The organism is Stenotrophomonas sp. 112478_Sma (assembly GCF_056479905.1).
On the sequence record NZ_CM151072.1, the window covers coordinates 2,329,693 to 2,344,663 of the forward strand.

Sequence of the window (14,971 nt, forward strand, 5' to 3'; positions counted from 1 at the left end):
GCGAATGGTGGGAGACACCTTGCGACGCAACATGGCGGCAACGCCCCGTCTCGCCGGGCTTGAACATGAATGCGGCGTGCTAGGCTCGAGCGTGCCGATGCAGGCATACAGACAGCTCCCTGCCCGTGCCGGTGGATCCGGTTGCCAAGAAGAGGTCGATGGTGAAGTTCCCGTTCCGGATGGCCGCGTGCGTGGCCGCCCTGCTGGTCCTCCTGGCGATGACGCTTGTCGTCGCCTCGCGGCGGTCTGCGGACAGCACGCAATCACCCACGGCCACTACCGGAGCCGAGGCTGCGCTGCACGGTGCGCCGGCGTCGGCAGCCGCCGCGGGTACCGGACAGGCCAAGCCCGTGCTTTCACCCATGGCGCGCTACCGCGAGGCGGCCCGCCTGGATCTGCTCATCGCCGACCTGGAGCAGCGCTCGCGCAGCGGCGACGCCGACGCCAGCCTGGCCCTGAGCCGGATCTACGACGAGTGCATGATGTCCATCGACCCTACGGCACTCGCGACGAGCGACATCCCGACTGCGCGCCGTGCGGCCCTGATACGCAGCCATGCCTGGTTGCAGAGGCGCTGTGCCGGGGTGTCGCTGCGCATTCTCGAGAGCATCAGGAACGTCCGGCACTACCGAAGCCTGGCCGCCCGGCAGGGCAGTCTGGTGGCGCAGATAGAAGAGCAGATCCTGCATGCACGTTCTGATCTGTCCCTGGCCGATGACAGGACACTGATTGAAGCCGTCCTCCTGCAGGAGGATGGCGAGGCGTACGTGGCTCTTTCCAACCTGATGGGTTCGACGGCGGCCGGCAGGCGCGAGCAGCTGCAGGGCGTTCCCGCCGGCAGTGAGGTCGCCACAGCGGCCTGGATGCTCGCCGGATGCCGGCTCGGCATCCCCTGCGGAATCGACTCTCCGCTGCTCAACCGCCTGTGCGGCCAGTCGGGCATGTGCGGGCCGGAGTCGGTCGAGGACCTGTTCACCAGCGACCTGCAGCCGGAAGACAGGGACGCTGCCCAGGCCGGGGCCGATGCGATCTTCGCGTTGGCGCATCGCATGGGACGGGAGCCGGGCCTGTAGTCGGCGCGCCCTCGGCATCCCATCCGCAGCCCGGCAACCCGGCGCTGCGCGAACCGGCGATAATGATGGGCTTTTCACTGGCAGGAGTTGTCGATGTCCCCCTACCCATTCGATGCGGTGCTGTTCGACTGCGATGGCGTACTGGTGGATTCCGAGCCGCTGGTGGCCCGCGTGCTCTCCGAGATGCTGAGTGCGCGCGGCTGGCTGCTGACCCCCGCCCAGGCAGGCGAGGTCTTTCTCGGCAAGTCCGTTGCCGGATTGGCCGGCCTGATCGAGGAGCGCACGGGAAAACCCTTCACCGCCGAATGGCTGGAGGATTTCCGCCAGCAGCGCAATCGTGCCCTGGAGCGGGACCTGACCGCCATCGCAGGTGCCCCTGAAGCCGTGCGGGCCATCCACGCAGCCACCGGCGGCCGCATCGCCTGCGCGTCCGGCGCGGACCTGCACAAGGTGGAACTGCAACTGCGCAAGGTCGGGATGTTCGACGCCTTCGAGGGCCATGTCTTCAGCGGCCAGGACATGCCGCGCAGCAAGCCACATCCGGATGTCTACCTGGCCGCTTCCGCTTCGCTGGGCGTCGAGCCGCAACGCTGTGCGGTGATCGAGGACACCGTGACCGGCGCTGCGGCCGGCGTGGCCGCGGGTGCCACCGTGTTCGGCTTCAGCGAGGGCGGGCCGCACCACAGCACCCCGGAGGCACTGCGCGCCGCAGGTGTCCATCGGGTGTTCCAGCGCATGGATGAGCTGCCGGCCCTGCTGGCCGCCCACGCGGCCGGCGCCGTGGCGTGATCCGGTCAACCGAATGCAGCGTGGGGCCGGCCCCGCGCCCGCGGCTCATGGCCGCCGCCTCGCATCGGACCGGGCCTCGATCATCTTCCAGCCATTGCCGGAAGGATCACGGAATCCGGCATCGACCGCGCCGTAGCGCTCGACCGGTTCCTGGGTGAACTCGACCCCGCGCTGTCGCCAAGCTTCGTAGGTGGCCCGGCAATCGTCCACCGCGAGCACCAGGGGCGGCATCGCCCCCTTGGCCAGCAGCTGCTGCAGGCTCGCCGTGGTGGCGGCGTCGTGGACCGGTGGGCCGGGCCGGAACAGGCCAAGCTGGACGCCGTCCTGCCCGGGGCTGCAGACCGTCAGCCAGCGGTAGTCACCGTTGCGCACATCGGTGTGCACTTCGAAGCCTAGCTTGCCGACGTAGAAGTCGAGTGCTTCATCCTGGTCGCGCACGTACAGGCCGACCACATTCACGCTGTTCGTCATGGGACCTCCCTCAGTCGGGGGCGACGTTAGCAGCGCTGTCGCGTCGCCGCTTCTCCAGAACTGCGGTCTTCAGGTCAGGGCGTCGCGCCGCGCGGGCGTGGCACTCCGGTACCCGACCCTGCGCTGCCACCCCTGCGCGCTCGCGTTCGCGGATGGCACCCGGGCTGGCGCCGGTGATGTCACGGAAGATGCGGCCAAAGGTGCCCAGGCTGACCCAGCCGGTCGCCAGTGCGATCTCGGTGATGGGCAGTTCGGTCTCGCGCAGCAGGGCAACCGCCCGCTCGATGCGCCGGCTGAGCAGGTAGCGATGGGGCGGTATGCCAAACGCCTGCTTGAAGGAGCGTGCGAAGTGCGCCACGGACACTGCGCTGACCTCGGCCAGACGGGCGACCGGCCACGGTTCGTGGCTGGCGCGGTCCATGCAGTCGCGGGCACGCAGCAACCGGCGCAGCAGTTCCGGGCTCTGGTTCATGGCCTCCCCGCATGCACGAGGCAGGGCCACGCATCCCCCGCGCACGCCACTCCTTCAATGGCGTGCGGGGATGCGGACAGGGGCGATGGGTGTCGGGCGGCCATGAGCCGGCCCAGCCTGCGTCGCCGACTGCGCGCGGTCAATCCCTGCCGGTCGCCGGCGCCCTGCGGCATGATGGGCGCCTTGTCCCCAGCGGAAGCAGTCATGCCTGTCGGATTCATCGGGCTCGGAGTGATGGGAACGCCGATGGCGTCGCACCTGGCGCGGACGGGAAGCCAGGTACTGGGATGGTCGCGCTCGGGCCGCAACGACGCCGAGGCGGTCGCCGCCGGTGTCGAAGTGGCCGATGGCGTTGAAGACGTGTTCGCTGCCTGCGGCACGATCATCCTCATGCTCGCCAACGACGCGGCGATCGACAGCGTGCTGGCACGCGACAGCCCCGAATTCGCCGCGCGTGCTGCCGGTCGCCTGCTGATCAACATGGGGACCAGCTCCGCGTCCTATTCGCAGGCATTGGCACAACAGGTGCGCGCAGCCGGCGGGCGCTATGTGGAAGCCCCGGTGTCCGGCTCGCGGGTGCAGGCCGAAGCCGCGCAGCTGGTCATCCTGCTGGCAGGTGAAGACGAGGACGTCGCACAGGCCTCCGCGCTGGTGGCGCCGCTGGGCAGGCAATGCGTTCCCTGCGGCAATGTTCCCGCGGCATTGCGCATGAAGCTCGCCGTGAACCTGTACCTGATCACGCTGGTGACCGGCCTGGCCGAGGCCGTGCATTTCGCCGAAGCGCACGGCATTCCGCTGGAGCGCTTCGCGCAGGTGCTCGATGCCGGCCCGATGGCCAGTGACGTTTCGCGGATCAAGCTCGACAAGATGGTGCGCGGCGACTACGCGGTGCAGGCGTCGATCACCGACGTGCTGAAGAACAGCCAGCTGGTGGCTGCGGCGGCGCGCGATGCCGGCATCACGGCACCGCTGATCGAGGCCAGCGATGCTCTCTTCGCTCGCGCCCAGCGGCTCGGCCTGGGCGGGCTGGACATGGCGGCCGTGCTGCAGGCGCTGCGAGGACCGCCCGCCGCCTGATTCAGCAAGGGATGGCACGCCCGCCCCCGCCCGCTGCTATATTCAGGCGGGCTCGACAGGCATGGTGCCTGTCCACGCAACAACAGGGAGTTGGCCATGGGTCTGGTACAGGCGGTGAAGGGTGCGGTCGGTGGTGTTCTGGCCGACCAGTGGAAGGACTTCTACACCGTGCCCACCGGCCTACCGGCCACCGCAGCCCTGTTCGCTGCGGTCCCGCAGGGCACCAATGCCGGGCGCGGCTCCAATACCCACGGGTCGTCCAACATCATCAGCAACGGCTCGAAGATCGTCGTGCCCGAGGGCTACGGCCTGCTGCTGTTCCAGGACGGTGCGATCACCGCCTTCGTCGCCGAACCGGGCGGATACGAATGGCGCTCGGACGACCTGAACTCGCAGTCCCTCTTCGCCGGCGATGGCCTGGTCAGCACCTTCATCAAGCAGAGCTGGGAGCGCTTCAAGTTCGGTGGCCAGCCGGGAAGCCAGCAGGCCGCCTTCTTCGTCTCGCTGAAGGAACTGCCGGACAACCGTTTCGGCACCCAGTCGGAGATCTACTGGGATGACGGTTTCCTCAACACCCAGGTCGGCGCGGTCACCCGCGGTTCGTACACGTTGAAGATCGTTGATCCGATCCTGTTCGTGAAGAACTTCGTACCCGCAGCCTACCTGCAACCGGGCAAGGTGTTCGGCTTCACCGACCTGGACAACGCTGCCGCCACCCAGCTGTTCAATGAGGTGGTGGGCTCGCTGGCGCCGGCCTTCAGCCTGTACACCAACGATCCGGGCAAGGGCAACCGCATCACCCGGCTGCAGCAGGATTCGATCGGCTTCGCGCAGAGCCTGTCGGCCGCCGTCGAGCAGGCCTACCAGTGGCAGAGCGATCGCGGCCTGGCCATCGTCAAGACGGCGATCGTCTCCATCGAATACGACGCCACTACCCGTGAACTGCTCAAGACCGTGCAGCGCGCCGACGCGCTGGCCGGATCGCGCGGCAACTCCAACCTGCAGGCCAGTGTCGCCCAGGGCATCCAGTCCGCCGGCGAGAACGGCGGCGCGGCAGGCCTGGTGGGGGTCGGCATGGCATCGGGCATGTTCGGTGTCGGCGGCATGCAGCAGCCGGCCACCCCGGCTGCGGATGACCCGGTGGCCAAGCTGAAAAAGGCCAAGGAGATGCTGGACCTGGGCCTGATCACCCAGGATGACTATGATGCGTTGAAGGCAAAGGCGCTGGGCCTGTAACCCGCAGGACGCGAACCGCACATGTCAGATCCACGCAACGGACCGCCTCCGCTGCCCGCTTCCGGCCCTGTGACACCGCCGCCGTTGCCGGGGGCGGCGTTGGACGGTCCGGGCTCTCCGCGGGACGTCCCTCCCCCACCCGGCAGCTTCCCGCTGGACACCTCGCAGCTGCCGCAGGCGATCCGCGACGAAGTGGACGCTCCGGACCCGCTGGCCATCGACACCTCCGCCACCGAGTTGAAGGACGGCCTGAACCGGTGCCCGAAATGCGGCGCCACCGATATCCGGCCCAAGCTCGGCACAGACATCCTGGTCTGCCTGTACTGCCGTCACGAATGGCATGGCGCCCGGGTGGAAGAGGCATTCGGTCTGGGCGAGAACATCGACCAGCTGCGTGGCACCATCATTGCCAGCGGTGCGCGCGACATCGATGCCGATGCCTCGGCGCTGATGAGCTTCAAATGCACCGGCTGCGGCGCCGAAGTCACGGTCAACACCGAGAGCACGATGACGGCGCGCTGCCACTGGTGCCGGCATGTGTTCGGCGTCAACGAGCAGATCGCCAATGGCGCGGTGCCGGATGCGGTACTGCCGTTCCACATCAGCAAGGACGATGCGGTTGCCCGCATCCGCCAGTTCGTCGACAAGCGCCGTCTGTTCGCCCTGAAAGCCTTCAAGGATCAGTTCACGCCCGAGAACGTGGTCGGCGTGTACCTGCCGTACATGATCGTGGACAGCAATGTCAGCGCCGCCGTGGCGGGCAAGGGCGAGATCCAGACCCGCCGATACACCGTGGGCAGCGAGAAGAACAAGCGCACCGTATACGACGCCGATGTCTACCAGATCGAGCGCCAGGTGAACTTCACCGTCGACGATCTGCCGCTGGAATCCTCTGCCGAGCGCGGCAATCTGGACATCAGTGCCAACACCAACAACATCATCAACGCCATTCTGCCGTTCGACACCAAGAACGCGGTGAAATGGAACGCGTCCTACCTGGCCGGCTTCACGTCCGAGAAGCGCAATCTCGATGTCGAAACGCTGCGCCCGCGGCTGGAGGACCAGCTGCTGTCGATCGCGCGCGCACAGGTGGAAGCGTCGGTGCGCGGCTACAACCGGGGCGTCCGCTGGGAGCAGGAACAGCTGGACGTGCATGGCACCCGCTGGGTATCCATGTACCTGCCGGTCTGGCTGTACTCCTATCATCAGCCCGGCCGCAACGGCGGCATGCTGCACTACATCGCGGTGAACGGGCGTACCGGCGAAACCATGGGAAGCGTGCCCGTGCAGCAGTGGAAGATGCTGCTGGCAGCCCTTACGGCCGGCACGATCATCGAAGCAGTGGCAATCCTCATTCTGATGGCGACCGCATGAGCGACGACAGTGGCCTCTGGCTGTTGGCGGCAGGTCCGGCCGGCGCGACCGCGCTGTACTGGGCGCTGTACCGCTACTACCGCAATACCGACAAATCACACGCCTTCGAGCATGAAACCGAAGTGCAGGCCGCGCCCGTCAGCGGCTCGGACCAGAAGGTGGGCCAGGTGCGCGGCACCGAGGCCACCCGCATCGAGGGCGACAACGTCTACCAGTACCGACGACGCTTGGCGCGGCTGAAACCCAGGCCCTGACGGCCGGGACCGGGGCGACGGGCACCGCCACGGTGCCCGCCATCGAGTGCCGTTGCGCAGCCGGCATGGCACCATCACGCGGTCTCCCACCCTGCCGGTCTCATGCTTTCCGGGTCGCCCTCCCGAGCATCCCGCCATGATCGCCCTGCTCCCGCGTACCTGCCTGGCCGCGCTGTGCTGCCTGTCGCTTCCCGTCATGGCCCAGGATGCATCCTTCGGCTTTGGCCAGCAGAGCACCGAAACCTCGCAGACCACCCAGACCTCGACCACCCAGAGCCAAAGCCAGCGCAGCGATGACACGGCCTTCGGCAGCAGCGGCTCGATGACCTCGCAGTCCAGCACCCATTCCCGGACGCATTCCGAATCGAACAGCGAGAGCACCGGCGTGGATCTGGAGATCGGCGTCCCCGATGACACCGATCGCTGGGGCCAGGAACGCCGCCATCCCCGCGATCTGCGTGACAGCGACCTGTTCGGCACGTGGACGCTGGGCGAGGAGAACGGGAACACCTGCACGATCGAACTGAAGAGCATGGAGTGGTTCGGCGGCTACAGCGCCTATGTGCCGGCGGGCTGTCCAGAGGGATTCTTCCCGGCCAACCGCTGGGTGCTTTCCGGTAACCAGTTGCTGCTGACCGACACCAGCAACACGGTGTACGGCCGTTTCCGTGCATCGGGTGGCGGACGGTGGTCTGGCTTTCGCGAGTCCGACGGCGCGCGGCTCTACCTGAATCCGAAGGGTCGCTGACGGACGCCCTGCACGCCCCGGGGACGGCAGCATCAGGAAGATCAGGCAACCTTCCTTGAACCGCCCTGCGATGTCCGCCCCCACCGGTCCCCGCCTCGTCATCTATGCCGCCCTGGCCGGCAACCTCGCCATTGCCGTGGCCAAATTCATCGCCGCTGGCATCTCCGGCAGTTCAGCGATGCTCAGTGAAGGCGTGCACTCGCTGGTCGACACCCTGAACGAAGTGCTGTTGCTGTACGGGCTGCGCAGGGCCGGCAAGGCGCCGGACGCCGTGCATCCATTCGGCTACGGGCGCGAGCTGTATTTCTGGAGCTTCATCGTGGCCTTGCTGGTGTTTGCGGCAGGCGCGGGCGTGTCGGCATACGAGGGCATCCAGCACATCCGCCAGCCGGAACCGGCGACCCACCATGTGCTGAGCTACAGCGTGCTGGGCATTTCCATCCTCTTCGAAGGCGCGTCGTGGTGGGTGGCGCTGCGCGAGTTCCGCCGCACCAAGGGCAGGCTCGGCTATTTCGAGGCGTTCCGACGCAGCAAGGACCCGTCCACGTTCACCGTGCTTCTGGAGGACAGTGCAGCCCTGCTCGGTCTCGGATTCGCGCTGGCCGGGCTGGTCGCGGCGCAACTGCTGGACATGCCGGTCTTGGACGGCGTGGCCTCGCTGTGCATCGCCGCAGTTCTGGCGGTGACTGCGTTCCTGCTGGCACGCGAGACCAAGGGTCTGCTGGTGGGCGAGCCTGCCCATCCAGCGGTGGCCGAGCGCATCCTGGCCGTCGCCGAAACCGATGCCGATCTGCGCCGCGCCAATGGCGTGACCACCATGCAGATGGGCCCGGAGCAGGTGGTGGCCATGCTCAGCGCGGAGTTCGAGGATGATCGGCATACGCCGCAGATCGAAGCCTGCATCACCCGCATCGAAAACGCCGTCAAGCGTGAGTACCCGGAACTGGTGGCGCTGTTCGTCAAACCGCAGACGCCGGAAGTCTACGCCGCCCGGCGTGCGGCGCTTCGCGCGCCGCGTTCACCGGATTGACGCCGCGTCCGCATCCGCTTCACCCTGCCAGCGCCAGACTGATCCCCCGTTCGCCGACCCGCTACCGCCGTGCCTGACTGGCTGCCCGATCACTGGACGCTCCTGCCGCGCCGCTTCTACCAGCGTCCGCCGCAGGAGGTCGCCCCCGAACTCCTGAATGCGCTGCTGATACGCAGCGATGGACGGGCGGCCCGTATCGTCGAGGTCGAGGCCTACGGCGGCAGCCAGGACCCGGCCGCGCACTCCTACCGAGGACCGACGCCGCGGACAGCCAGCATGTTCGGGGAGGCCGGGCATCTGTACGTGTACTTCAGCTACGGCATCCACTGGGGAAGCAACGTGGTGTGCGGGCAGGAACACGAGGGCGTGGCAGTCCTGCTGCGTGCAGCGGAGCCCGTGCAGGGCATCGACAGGATGCGGGAACTCAGGCCAGCCGCACGGCACGATCGCGATCTTGCCAGCGGCCCAGGCAAGCTGTCCCAGGCATTCGGCCTGGACAAGAGCTTCGACGGTGCCGATCTGGTGACGGGCAGCCACGGTGTGGTCATTGCCCGCGACGGCACACCTCCGCCGACGGACCCGGTCATCGGCCCGCGGATCGGCATCAGCCGCGCCGTCGACTTTCCGTGGCGCTGGCATGTCCGCGGCCATCGGCACGTCTCGGCACGCGCCCCCGGCCTGCATCGGCAGCACGCAGATGACGCCGCTGGACCGGCCACTGCGGCGTGAACTGGAGATCGACGGCCAGCACTACACCCTGACGCTTGATCCGCAGGGCCTGAAGCTGATGGAAAAAGGCCGGCGCAAGGGTGTGGTCCTGCGCTGGCGTGACCTGGTGTCAGGTGATGCTGCCCTGGCCGCCGCCCTGCAGGCATCGTTGCAGACGCGCTGAGCGGACGCCCCACCACAGTGCCGACAGACAACGCCGGATCCGGATCAGGTGCGCACCGTCACCCACGTTGGCGCATGATCGCTGGCCTTGTCCTGCAGGCGCACCCAACGATCCACGCCTGCATCCACCAGGCGTGCCGCCAGGATCGGGTTCAGCAGCAGGTGATCGATGCGCAGTCCCCGGTCGCGCTCGGCATGCTGGCGGAAGTAGTCCCAGAATGTGTAAATCGTGCTGTCACCGTGCACGCTGCGCAGGGCGTCGGTCCAGCCCTGCGCGAGCAGATGCTCGAACTGCTCGCGCACCTCCGGCTGGAACAGCGCGTCGCGGCGCCATGCCTTCGGGTCGTACACATCGGCCTCGGTGGGGATGACGTTGAAATCGCCCAGCAGCACTGCAGGGTGCGGGAGATCGACGAGGCTGCGCGCGTGACGGATAAGGCGCTTCATCCAGCGCAGCTTGTAGTCGAACCTGGGGCCCGGCTGGGGATTGCCGTTGGGCAGGTAGAGACCACCCACGACGATGCCGTGCACCGCCGCTTCCAGATAGCGGCTCTGCACATCCGCCGGTTCGCCCGGCAACCGCCGCCGGCTTTCCACCGGCACCGCATCCCTTGCCAGCAGGGCCACGCCATTCCATCGCGCTTCGCCCAGCCACAGTGCACCGTAGCCGGCCTGTTCCAGCGCATCGGCCGGGAATGCAGCATCCGTGGCCTTCAGCTCCTGCAATGCGACCACGTCCGGCGATGTCCTGTCGAGCCAGGCAAGCAGATGGGGCAAGCGCGTGCCGATACCGTTGACGTTGAACGTGGCGATGCGCAGCGTCTTGCGGCGGGCCATGCAGAACTCCTGAAGCCGGCGGGCAGAGCTACCACTGTGCCTGCGCCGTCATGCAGGCGCCGTCGAGGTCGCGTCATGCTCCGGATGCATGTGGTTCACAGTCACATGCCCCCTGTGGCGCCACGCTGGGCAACCGTCAGCCGCGCCGGAGGAACCTGTCCATGGCGGTACGCCCACTGCATTCGATCTATCAGGTCGACCCCTACCTGTTCCGCGACAGCACAGGGCGCGGCTGGGGCACGCTCGACGGCGTGACCGAGAAGCTCGATTATCTTCAGTGGCTCGGCGTCAGCCATGTCTGGCTGCTGCCCTTCTATCGCAACGCCGGCCGTGACGGCGGCTATGACGTCACCGACCACTACCGCATCGACCCTCGACTGGGCGACGATGCTGCCTTCCAGCGGCTGATCGATGCCGCGCACGCGCGCGGCATCGGCATCATTGCCGAGCTGATCATGCAGCACACGGCCAGCGCGCACCCCTGGTTCGCCGCGGCGCAGCAGGGCGATCCGCACTGGCGACCGTGGTATCTGTGGAGTGACGAGGTGCCGGACGACGGGCTGCAGCCGATGTTCCCGCCGATCGAAGCATCGACCTGGAGCTGGGATGCCCAGGCCGGTGCGTTCAACCGCCATATGTTCTACCGGCATGAACCCGATCTGGAACTGGCGCACGCGCCGGTCCGCGACGAACTGCACCGGGTGATGACGCACTGGCTGCGGCGCGGCGTCGCAGGCTTCCGGGTCGACGCCGTGCCCTACATGGTCGAACGCGCACGCCAGGCCGATCCCCGCGACGATGGCCTGTGGCTGCTGGAAGACATGCGCGCCACCGCTGACGCGCAGCAACCCGGCCTGCCGCTTATCGGCGAGGCCGATGTCAGCGCCGGTCAGTACGGTGACTTCATCTGCCAGGGACGCCGTCTGTCGCACCTGCTCGACTTCCACCTGAACAATCACTTCTTCCTTGCCCTGGCACGCGGTGATGCCAGCGAGGTGGCCCGGGTCATGGCCGAGTACGGTCCACACGCGCCGCCCGGTACGCGCATCGCGTGGCTGCGCAACAACGATGAGCTGGATCTTGAGCAGTTGGAACCGGAGGAGCGCGAGGAAGTGATGCAGCGCTTCGCCCCTGACCCGGGCATGCGCATCTACCGGCGGGGCATCCGGCGCCGCCTGGCACCGATGCTGGACGGCGATGTCGATTGGCAGGCCATGGCGTGGGCTACACTGCTGTCGTTGGGCCAGGTGCCGGTCATCCGCTATGGCGAGGAGATCGGGCTGGGGGACTGCCTGGAACTGCCGGAGCGCAATGCGGTCAGGATGCCGATGCACTGGCACGATGGTCCCGGCGCAGGGTTCTGTGACGATCCTCGCCACGCGTGGCGAGCTCCGCCTGCTGACGGACCATTCGGCTACCGCTCGGTCAGCGTGGCGGCGCAGCGCGACACGCCGGGGTCACTGCTGCTGCGCGTGCGTGAACTGTTGCAGCAGCGGGCTGCCCATCCAGTGCTGCAGCGGGGGCCGCATGTGCAGCCCTCACCCTCGCCTGCGCTGCTGGTGCTCGCCTACGACGACGGTTCCGCGCAGGCGCTGGCGCTGATCAACTTCGCATTGGAGGAGATCGAGATCGACCTGGCGGACACGGCATCATTGCCACCCGTGGTCAATCATGGCGCGCGCATCGATGGCACCCGTTGCCGGGTGCGCGGGCACGGCTACGCCTGGCTGGCGGGCGACGCGTCCTGAGTGCGCAGCCCCGGCAGCACGTGCGCCGCGAAATCGTCGATGAAGCGGTCCTGCTCCCGGTTCACGTTGTGCAGGTAGATGCGGTCAAACCCCAGCCCCTGCAGGTCCTGCAACCAGCCCAGATGCCGGCGCGGATCCGCGGAGACGTGCACGTGACGGCGCAGCGTGCCGGCATCCACCGATCGCGCACGTGCCTCGAACTGCGCGGGCTGGTCCAGGTTTTCGGCCAGCTCCGGCGCCAGGACGTTGGCGCTCCACTGTTCCATTGCACCCTCCAGCGCCGCTTGTTCCGCGCGCGCATAGGACAGCTTCGCCTGCAGGTACATCGGCTTGCCAGCGCCTCCGCCTTCCTCGAAGGCCGCCACCACGCGGCGCAGCTGCGGCAACGGCTGGCTGATGGTGATGAGGCCGTCGGCCCAGCCGCCCAGCCAGCGCGCGGTCTGCTCGCTGACGGCCGCGCCCAGCAGCGGCAACGGTAACGCCGGCCGGCTATAGAGACGCGCCTGCCTCACATCGAAGGCGCCACGGTGATCCACCTGTTCGCCGGCCCAGAGACGCCGCATCACCTCTGCCGCTTCGTACAGTGCCTGCTGTCGTTCGCCCTTGGGATTCCAGGGCCGGCCGGTGACGCGCTCGTTCAGCGCCTCACCGGTTCCGAGCGCCAGCCAGATCCGGCCGGGCGCCAGCTGTTCCAGGGTGGATGCCGCCTGGGCCACCAGTGCGGGATGCTGCCGCAGCATCGGGCACGTCACCATGCCCAGCGTCAACCCGCTCTGCACGGCCAGAGCACCCGCCCAGACCCAGCTGTGGCCCGACTGCCCCTGCGCGGTGGTCCAGGGATGGAAGTGGTCCGAGCACATCAGCGCTTCGAAGCCGGCCTGTTCCGAGCGCAGGGCCAGCCCCAGCAACGTGGCCGGAGCAAACTGCTCATGGGAAGCGTGGTAGCCGATGGTCATCACGTGTTCCGCGCGGGTAGTGGACAGCATGGCAACACCTTCACGGCTAAAACCACGTCATGAAAATGCCTTCCTCCTGCATCGGGCGTCGACGCTGGGCCATCGCCGAGGGCTACATCCCGGCCTGGAGCACCGGCCCCTCACCGGAACCTGCAGAGTCACGAAACGTGCTGCATGCTCAACGCCGGCGACACCGATGCGCATGTCACGCTGGTCCTGTACTTCGAGGACCGCGAGCCGGCAGGCCCCTATCAGCTGCTGATTCCGGCACGACGCACCCGCCACCTGCGCTTCAATGACCTGGATGATCCCGAACCGGTGCCGCGCGGTACCGGCTTCGCCACGCTCATCACCTCGGACCAACCCCTGGTGGTGCAGCACACGCGGCTGGATTCGCGGCAATCCGCCAACAGCATCATGACCACCATCGCCCACCCGCTGTGAATCTGTCGCCGGCGGCGTCCACATCCTCACCACAGCGCGCCGCCTGATCGTTTACCGGCCGCGGCACAGACTGGGGCCGTTTCCCGATGAGGAGCTCCCGAGATGACCCTGCCCGACTATCCGCGCCCCCCCTTCCCGCCCCAGCAGCAATCCTTCCCCGGCAAGACCGCGAAGATGACGCCGCGGCCGGACCATGGTGAGGACAGCTATCGCGGCTACGGCCTGCTGCAGGGTCGAAAGGCGCTCATCACCGGCGGCGACAGCGGAATCGGTGCGGCAGTGGCCATCGCTTTCGCGCGCGAAGGTGCCGACGTGGCCATCGCCTTCCTGGACGGCGAACAGGACGATGCCCGTCACGTGCAGCAACAGATCGAGCAGGCCGGTCGCAAGGCCGTGCTGGTACCCTGCGACATCAGCGACCCCGCACAGGCACGCTCGCTGGTGGACCGTGTCGCCAGCGAACTCGATGGCCTGGACATCCTGGTCAACAATGCTGCCTACCAACGCTATTACGAGAACTTCGAAGACATCACGCTCGACGACTGGAAACGCACGTTCGATACCAACGTGCACGCCGTGTTCAACCTTACGCGCCTGTGCGTGCCACACCTGCGTGGCGGTGGGGCGATCATCAACACCGCCTCGGTGAACTCCAAGCGGCCGACGCCCAACATCCTGCCGTACTCCGCCACCAAGGGTGCCGTAGCCAACCTCACCCTGGGCCTGGCCGGCCTGCTGGCCGAGCACAGGATCCGCGTCAACGCCGTACTGCCGGGCCCGATCTGGACACCGTTCATCCCCGCAGGGATGTCCGCCGATGAGGTGGAGCAGTTCGGTTCGCAGACGCCTTTCGGACGTCCTGGCCAACCCGCTGAACTGGCGTCAGCCTACGTGATGCTGGCATCGGACAGCGCGAGCTACACCTCTGGCGCGCTGCTCACCATCTCCGGCGGCGCCGCCACGCTGTGACACAGATGAACAGGTGGCCGCCCTGGGTCGATGATTGGCTTGCCACCGTGGTACCGATGGCGGAAGTGCTGGCGATCCTGGGCGTGGCGTGGCTGTTGGTTCGGGCGCTGGCATGGCTTCTGCTTGCAGCGCGCAGACGCGGCAGACTGGCGCCGGAACTGCATGTCGGCCTGCGCCGGGGTGGAGCGCTGCTGCTCTATCTGGCGGCGGCGCTGCTGGTGCTGGAGCGGCTGGGGGTCTCGCGCTCGGTACTGTGGACGGCGCTCACCGGCTTCATGGCGGTGGGTGCGGTGGCGTTCTTCGCCGCGTGGAGCGTTCTCTCCAACCTGTTCTGCTCTTTCCTCATCGTGGCGACCCGTCCATTCCGGATCAACGACACCATCGAAGTGCTGGACAGCGTGGACAAGCCAGGGTTGTGCGGCCAGGTGGTGGACATCAACCTGATCTACACGACGCTCAGCGATCACGGCGAAGGCGCACGCGGCTGCCTGGTGCGCGTCCCCAACTCATTGTTCTTCCAGCGGATCACCCGTCATCGCGGCGATGGCAGGGCGCCGATCGGGTAGCGCCGGGCATCCGGCTGGATGGTCCTTCCGGCGACG

Annotated in this window: 18 protein-coding genes; 14 read left to right on the plus strand and 4 right to left on the minus strand. The window is 67.5% G+C overall.

What is annotated here, in order from left to right:
- Nucleotides 1-158: 158 nt before the first annotated feature.
- Together ACZK08_RS10755 and ACZK08_RS10760 are read left to right on the plus strand one after the other, a co-directional pair.
- Nucleotides 159-1,073 (plus strand): hypothetical protein, encoded by a 915-nt coding sequence (locus tag ACZK08_RS10755; protein ID WP_065182303.1) that lies wholly within the window; start codon nt 159-161, stop codon nt 1,071-1,073.
- 93 nt (nt 1,074-1,166) lie between these two features.
- Nucleotides 1,167-1,862 carry an HAD family hydrolase gene (locus ACZK08_RS10760; RefSeq protein WP_065182304.1) on the plus strand — a complete coding sequence of 232 codons (696 nt, stop codon included), beginning with the start codon at nt 1,167-1,169 and terminating at the stop codon, nt 1,860-1,862.
- 45 nt (nt 1,863-1,907) lie between these two features.
- Here the strand turns inward: ACZK08_RS10760 and ACZK08_RS10765 are convergent, their stop codons facing one another.
- Both ACZK08_RS10765 and ACZK08_RS10770 read right to left on the minus strand, forming a co-directional pair.
- On the minus strand, nt 1,908-2,333 hold the full coding sequence (locus ACZK08_RS10765) for a VOC family protein (protein ID WP_065182305.1): 426 nt from the start codon (nt 2,331-2,333) through the stop codon (nt 1,908-1,910).
- Between the two features lie 10 nt (nt 2,334-2,343).
- A complete protein-coding gene (locus tag ACZK08_RS10770; RefSeq protein ID WP_065182306.1) occupies nt 2,344-2,805 on the minus strand; it encodes a helix-turn-helix transcriptional regulator in 462 nt (153 codons plus the stop codon).
- 204 nt (nt 2,806-3,009) lie between these two features.
- Between ACZK08_RS10770 and ACZK08_RS10775 the strand changes: the two genes are divergently transcribed.
- The 8 genes from ACZK08_RS10775 (at nt 3,010) to ACZK08_RS10810 (ending at nt 9,416) form a co-directional block, all read left to right on the plus strand.
- Nucleotides 3,010-3,882, plus strand: a complete 873-nt coding sequence (locus ACZK08_RS10775) for an NAD(P)-dependent oxidoreductase (RefSeq protein ID WP_081284411.1) — start codon at nt 3,010-3,012, stop codon at nt 3,880-3,882.
- 96 nt (nt 3,883-3,978) lie between these two features.
- Nucleotides 3,979-5,118 carry an SPFH domain-containing protein gene (locus tag ACZK08_RS10780; RefSeq protein ID WP_478452174.1) on the plus strand — a complete coding sequence of 380 codons (1,140 nt, stop codon included), beginning with the start codon at nt 3,979-3,981 and terminating at the stop codon, nt 5,116-5,118.
- Between the two features lie 21 nt (nt 5,119-5,139).
- On the plus strand, nt 5,140-6,492 hold the full coding sequence (locus tag ACZK08_RS10785) for a hypothetical protein (protein WP_065182308.1): 1,353 nt from the start codon (nt 5,140-5,142) through the stop codon (nt 6,490-6,492).
- Complete coding sequence (locus ACZK08_RS10790; protein WP_065182309.1) at nt 6,489-6,746, plus strand: hypothetical protein; 258 nt, start codon at nt 6,489-6,491, stop codon at nt 6,744-6,746. Before ACZK08_RS10785 ends, ACZK08_RS10790 begins: the two co-directional genes overlap by 4 nt.
- Before the next feature lie 136 nt (nt 6,747-6,882).
- The gene (locus tag ACZK08_RS10795; protein WP_065182310.1) at nt 6,883-7,494 is read left to right on the plus strand and encodes an AprI/Inh family metalloprotease inhibitor; all 612 of its coding nucleotides are present in this window, start codon (nt 6,883-6,885) and stop codon (nt 7,492-7,494) included.
- Nucleotides 7,495-7,564: 70 nt separating this feature from the next.
- Entirely contained in the window at nt 7,565-8,524 is a 960-nt protein-coding gene (locus ACZK08_RS10800) for a cation diffusion facilitator family transporter (RefSeq protein ID WP_053515898.1), read from the plus strand.
- A 69-nt stretch (nt 8,525-8,593) separates the two neighbouring features.
- Nucleotides 8,594-9,253: a DNA-3-methyladenine glycosylase gene (locus ACZK08_RS10805; protein WP_065182311.1), complete on the plus strand. Its 660-nt coding sequence runs from the start codon at nt 8,594-8,596 to the stop codon at nt 9,251-9,253.
- Nucleotides 9,222-9,416 carry a hypothetical protein gene (locus ACZK08_RS10810; RefSeq protein ID WP_065182312.1) on the plus strand — a complete coding sequence of 65 codons (195 nt, stop codon included), beginning with the start codon at nt 9,222-9,224 and terminating at the stop codon, nt 9,414-9,416. Before ACZK08_RS10805 ends, ACZK08_RS10810 begins: the two co-directional genes overlap by 32 nt.
- Nucleotides 9,417-9,460: 44 nt before the next feature.
- Here ACZK08_RS10810 and ACZK08_RS10815 read toward each other — a convergent pair whose 3' ends face one another.
- Nucleotides 9,461-10,252, minus strand: a complete 792-nt coding sequence (locus ACZK08_RS10815) for an exodeoxyribonuclease III (RefSeq protein ID WP_065182313.1) — start codon at nt 10,250-10,252, stop codon at nt 9,461-9,463.
- Nucleotides 10,253-10,413: 161 nt separating this feature from the next.
- Here ACZK08_RS10815 and ACZK08_RS10820 point away from each other — a divergent pair, with 161 nt between their 5' ends.
- The gene (locus ACZK08_RS10820; protein ID WP_065182314.1) at nt 10,414-12,000 is read left to right on the plus strand and encodes an alpha-amylase family glycosyl hydrolase; all 1,587 of its coding nucleotides are present in this window, start codon (nt 10,414-10,416) and stop codon (nt 11,998-12,000) included.
- Here ACZK08_RS10820 and ACZK08_RS10825 read toward each other — a convergent pair.
- Complete coding sequence (locus tag ACZK08_RS10825; protein ID WP_231107780.1) at nt 11,970-12,986, minus strand: TIGR03885 family FMN-dependent LLM class oxidoreductase; 1,017 nt, start codon at nt 12,984-12,986, stop codon at nt 11,970-11,972. The two genes, ACZK08_RS10820 and ACZK08_RS10825, sit on opposite strands and share 31 nt — an antisense overlap.
- A 144-nt stretch (nt 12,987-13,130) precedes the next feature.
- On the opposite strand from ACZK08_RS10825, the gene ACZK08_RS10830 reads away from it, so the two are divergent.
- The 3 genes from ACZK08_RS10830 (at nt 13,131) to ACZK08_RS10840 (ending at nt 14,935) form a co-directional block, all read left to right on the plus strand.
- Complete coding sequence (locus ACZK08_RS10830; protein WP_478452178.1) at nt 13,131-13,400, plus strand: sensory rhodopsin transducer; 270 nt, start codon at nt 13,131-13,133, stop codon at nt 13,398-13,400.
- A 102-nt stretch (nt 13,401-13,502) separates the two neighbouring features.
- Nucleotides 13,503-14,369, plus strand: a complete 867-nt coding sequence (locus ACZK08_RS10835; protein WP_065182316.1) for a glucose 1-dehydrogenase — start codon at nt 13,503-13,505, stop codon at nt 14,367-14,369.
- 5 nt (nt 14,370-14,374) lie between these two features.
- Nucleotides 14,375-14,935 carry a mechanosensitive ion channel domain-containing protein gene (locus tag ACZK08_RS10840; protein ID WP_065176095.1) on the plus strand — a complete coding sequence of 187 codons (561 nt, stop codon included), beginning with the start codon at nt 14,375-14,377 and terminating at the stop codon, nt 14,933-14,935.
- Nucleotides 14,936-14,971: the final 36 nt, after the last annotated feature.

Bases quoted from the DNA above. Each gene is read 5' to 3' on its own strand.
- ACZK08_RS10755 (WP_065182303.1), top strand. From the start codon at position 159: ATGGTGAAGTTCCCGTTCCGGATGGCCGCGTGCGTGGCCGCCCTGCTG.
- ACZK08_RS10760 (WP_065182304.1), top strand. From the start codon at position 1,167: ATGTCCCCCTACCCATTCGATGCGGTGCTGTTCGACTGCGATGGCGTA.
- ACZK08_RS10765 (WP_065182305.1), bottom strand. From the start codon at position 2,333: ATGACGAACAGCGTGAATGTGGTCGGCCTGTACGTGCGCGACCAGGAT.
- ACZK08_RS10770 (WP_065182306.1), bottom strand. From the start codon at position 2,805: ATGAACCAGAGCCCGGAACTGCTGCGCCGGTTGCTGCGTGCCCGCGAC.
- ACZK08_RS10775 (WP_081284411.1), top strand. From the start codon at position 3,010: ATGCCTGTCGGATTCATCGGGCTCGGAGTGATGGGAACGCCGATGGCG.
- ACZK08_RS10780 (WP_478452174.1), top strand. From the start codon at position 3,979: ATGGGTCTGGTACAGGCGGTGAAGGGTGCGGTCGGTGGTGTTCTGGCC.
- ACZK08_RS10785 (WP_065182308.1), top strand. From the start codon at position 5,140: ATGTCAGATCCACGCAACGGACCGCCTCCGCTGCCCGCTTCCGGCCCT.
- ACZK08_RS10790 (WP_065182309.1), top strand. From the start codon at position 6,489: ATGAGCGACGACAGTGGCCTCTGGCTGTTGGCGGCAGGTCCGGCCGGC.
- ACZK08_RS10795 (WP_065182310.1), top strand. From the start codon at position 6,883: ATGATCGCCCTGCTCCCGCGTACCTGCCTGGCCGCGCTGTGCTGCCTG.
- ACZK08_RS10800 (WP_053515898.1), top strand. From the start codon at position 7,565: ATGTCCGCCCCCACCGGTCCCCGCCTCGTCATCTATGCCGCCCTGGCC.
- ACZK08_RS10810 (WP_065182312.1), top strand. From the start codon at position 9,222: ATGACGCCGCTGGACCGGCCACTGCGGCGTGAACTGGAGATCGACGGC.
- ACZK08_RS10815 (WP_065182313.1), bottom strand. From the start codon at position 10,252: ATGGCCCGCCGCAAGACGCTGCGCATCGCCACGTTCAACGTCAACGGT.
- ACZK08_RS10820 (WP_065182314.1), top strand. From the start codon at position 10,414: ATGGCGGTACGCCCACTGCATTCGATCTATCAGGTCGACCCCTACCTG.
- ACZK08_RS10825 (WP_231107780.1), bottom strand. From the start codon at position 12,986: ATGCTGTCCACTACCCGCGCGGAACACGTGATGACCATCGGCTACCAC.
- ACZK08_RS10830 (WP_478452178.1), top strand. From the start codon at position 13,131: ATGCTCAACGCCGGCGACACCGATGCGCATGTCACGCTGGTCCTGTAC.
- ACZK08_RS10835 (WP_065182316.1), top strand. From the start codon at position 13,503: ATGACCCTGCCCGACTATCCGCGCCCCCCCTTCCCGCCCCAGCAGCAA.
- ACZK08_RS10840 (WP_065176095.1), top strand. From the start codon at position 14,375: ATGAACAGGTGGCCGCCCTGGGTCGATGATTGGCTTGCCACCGTGGTA.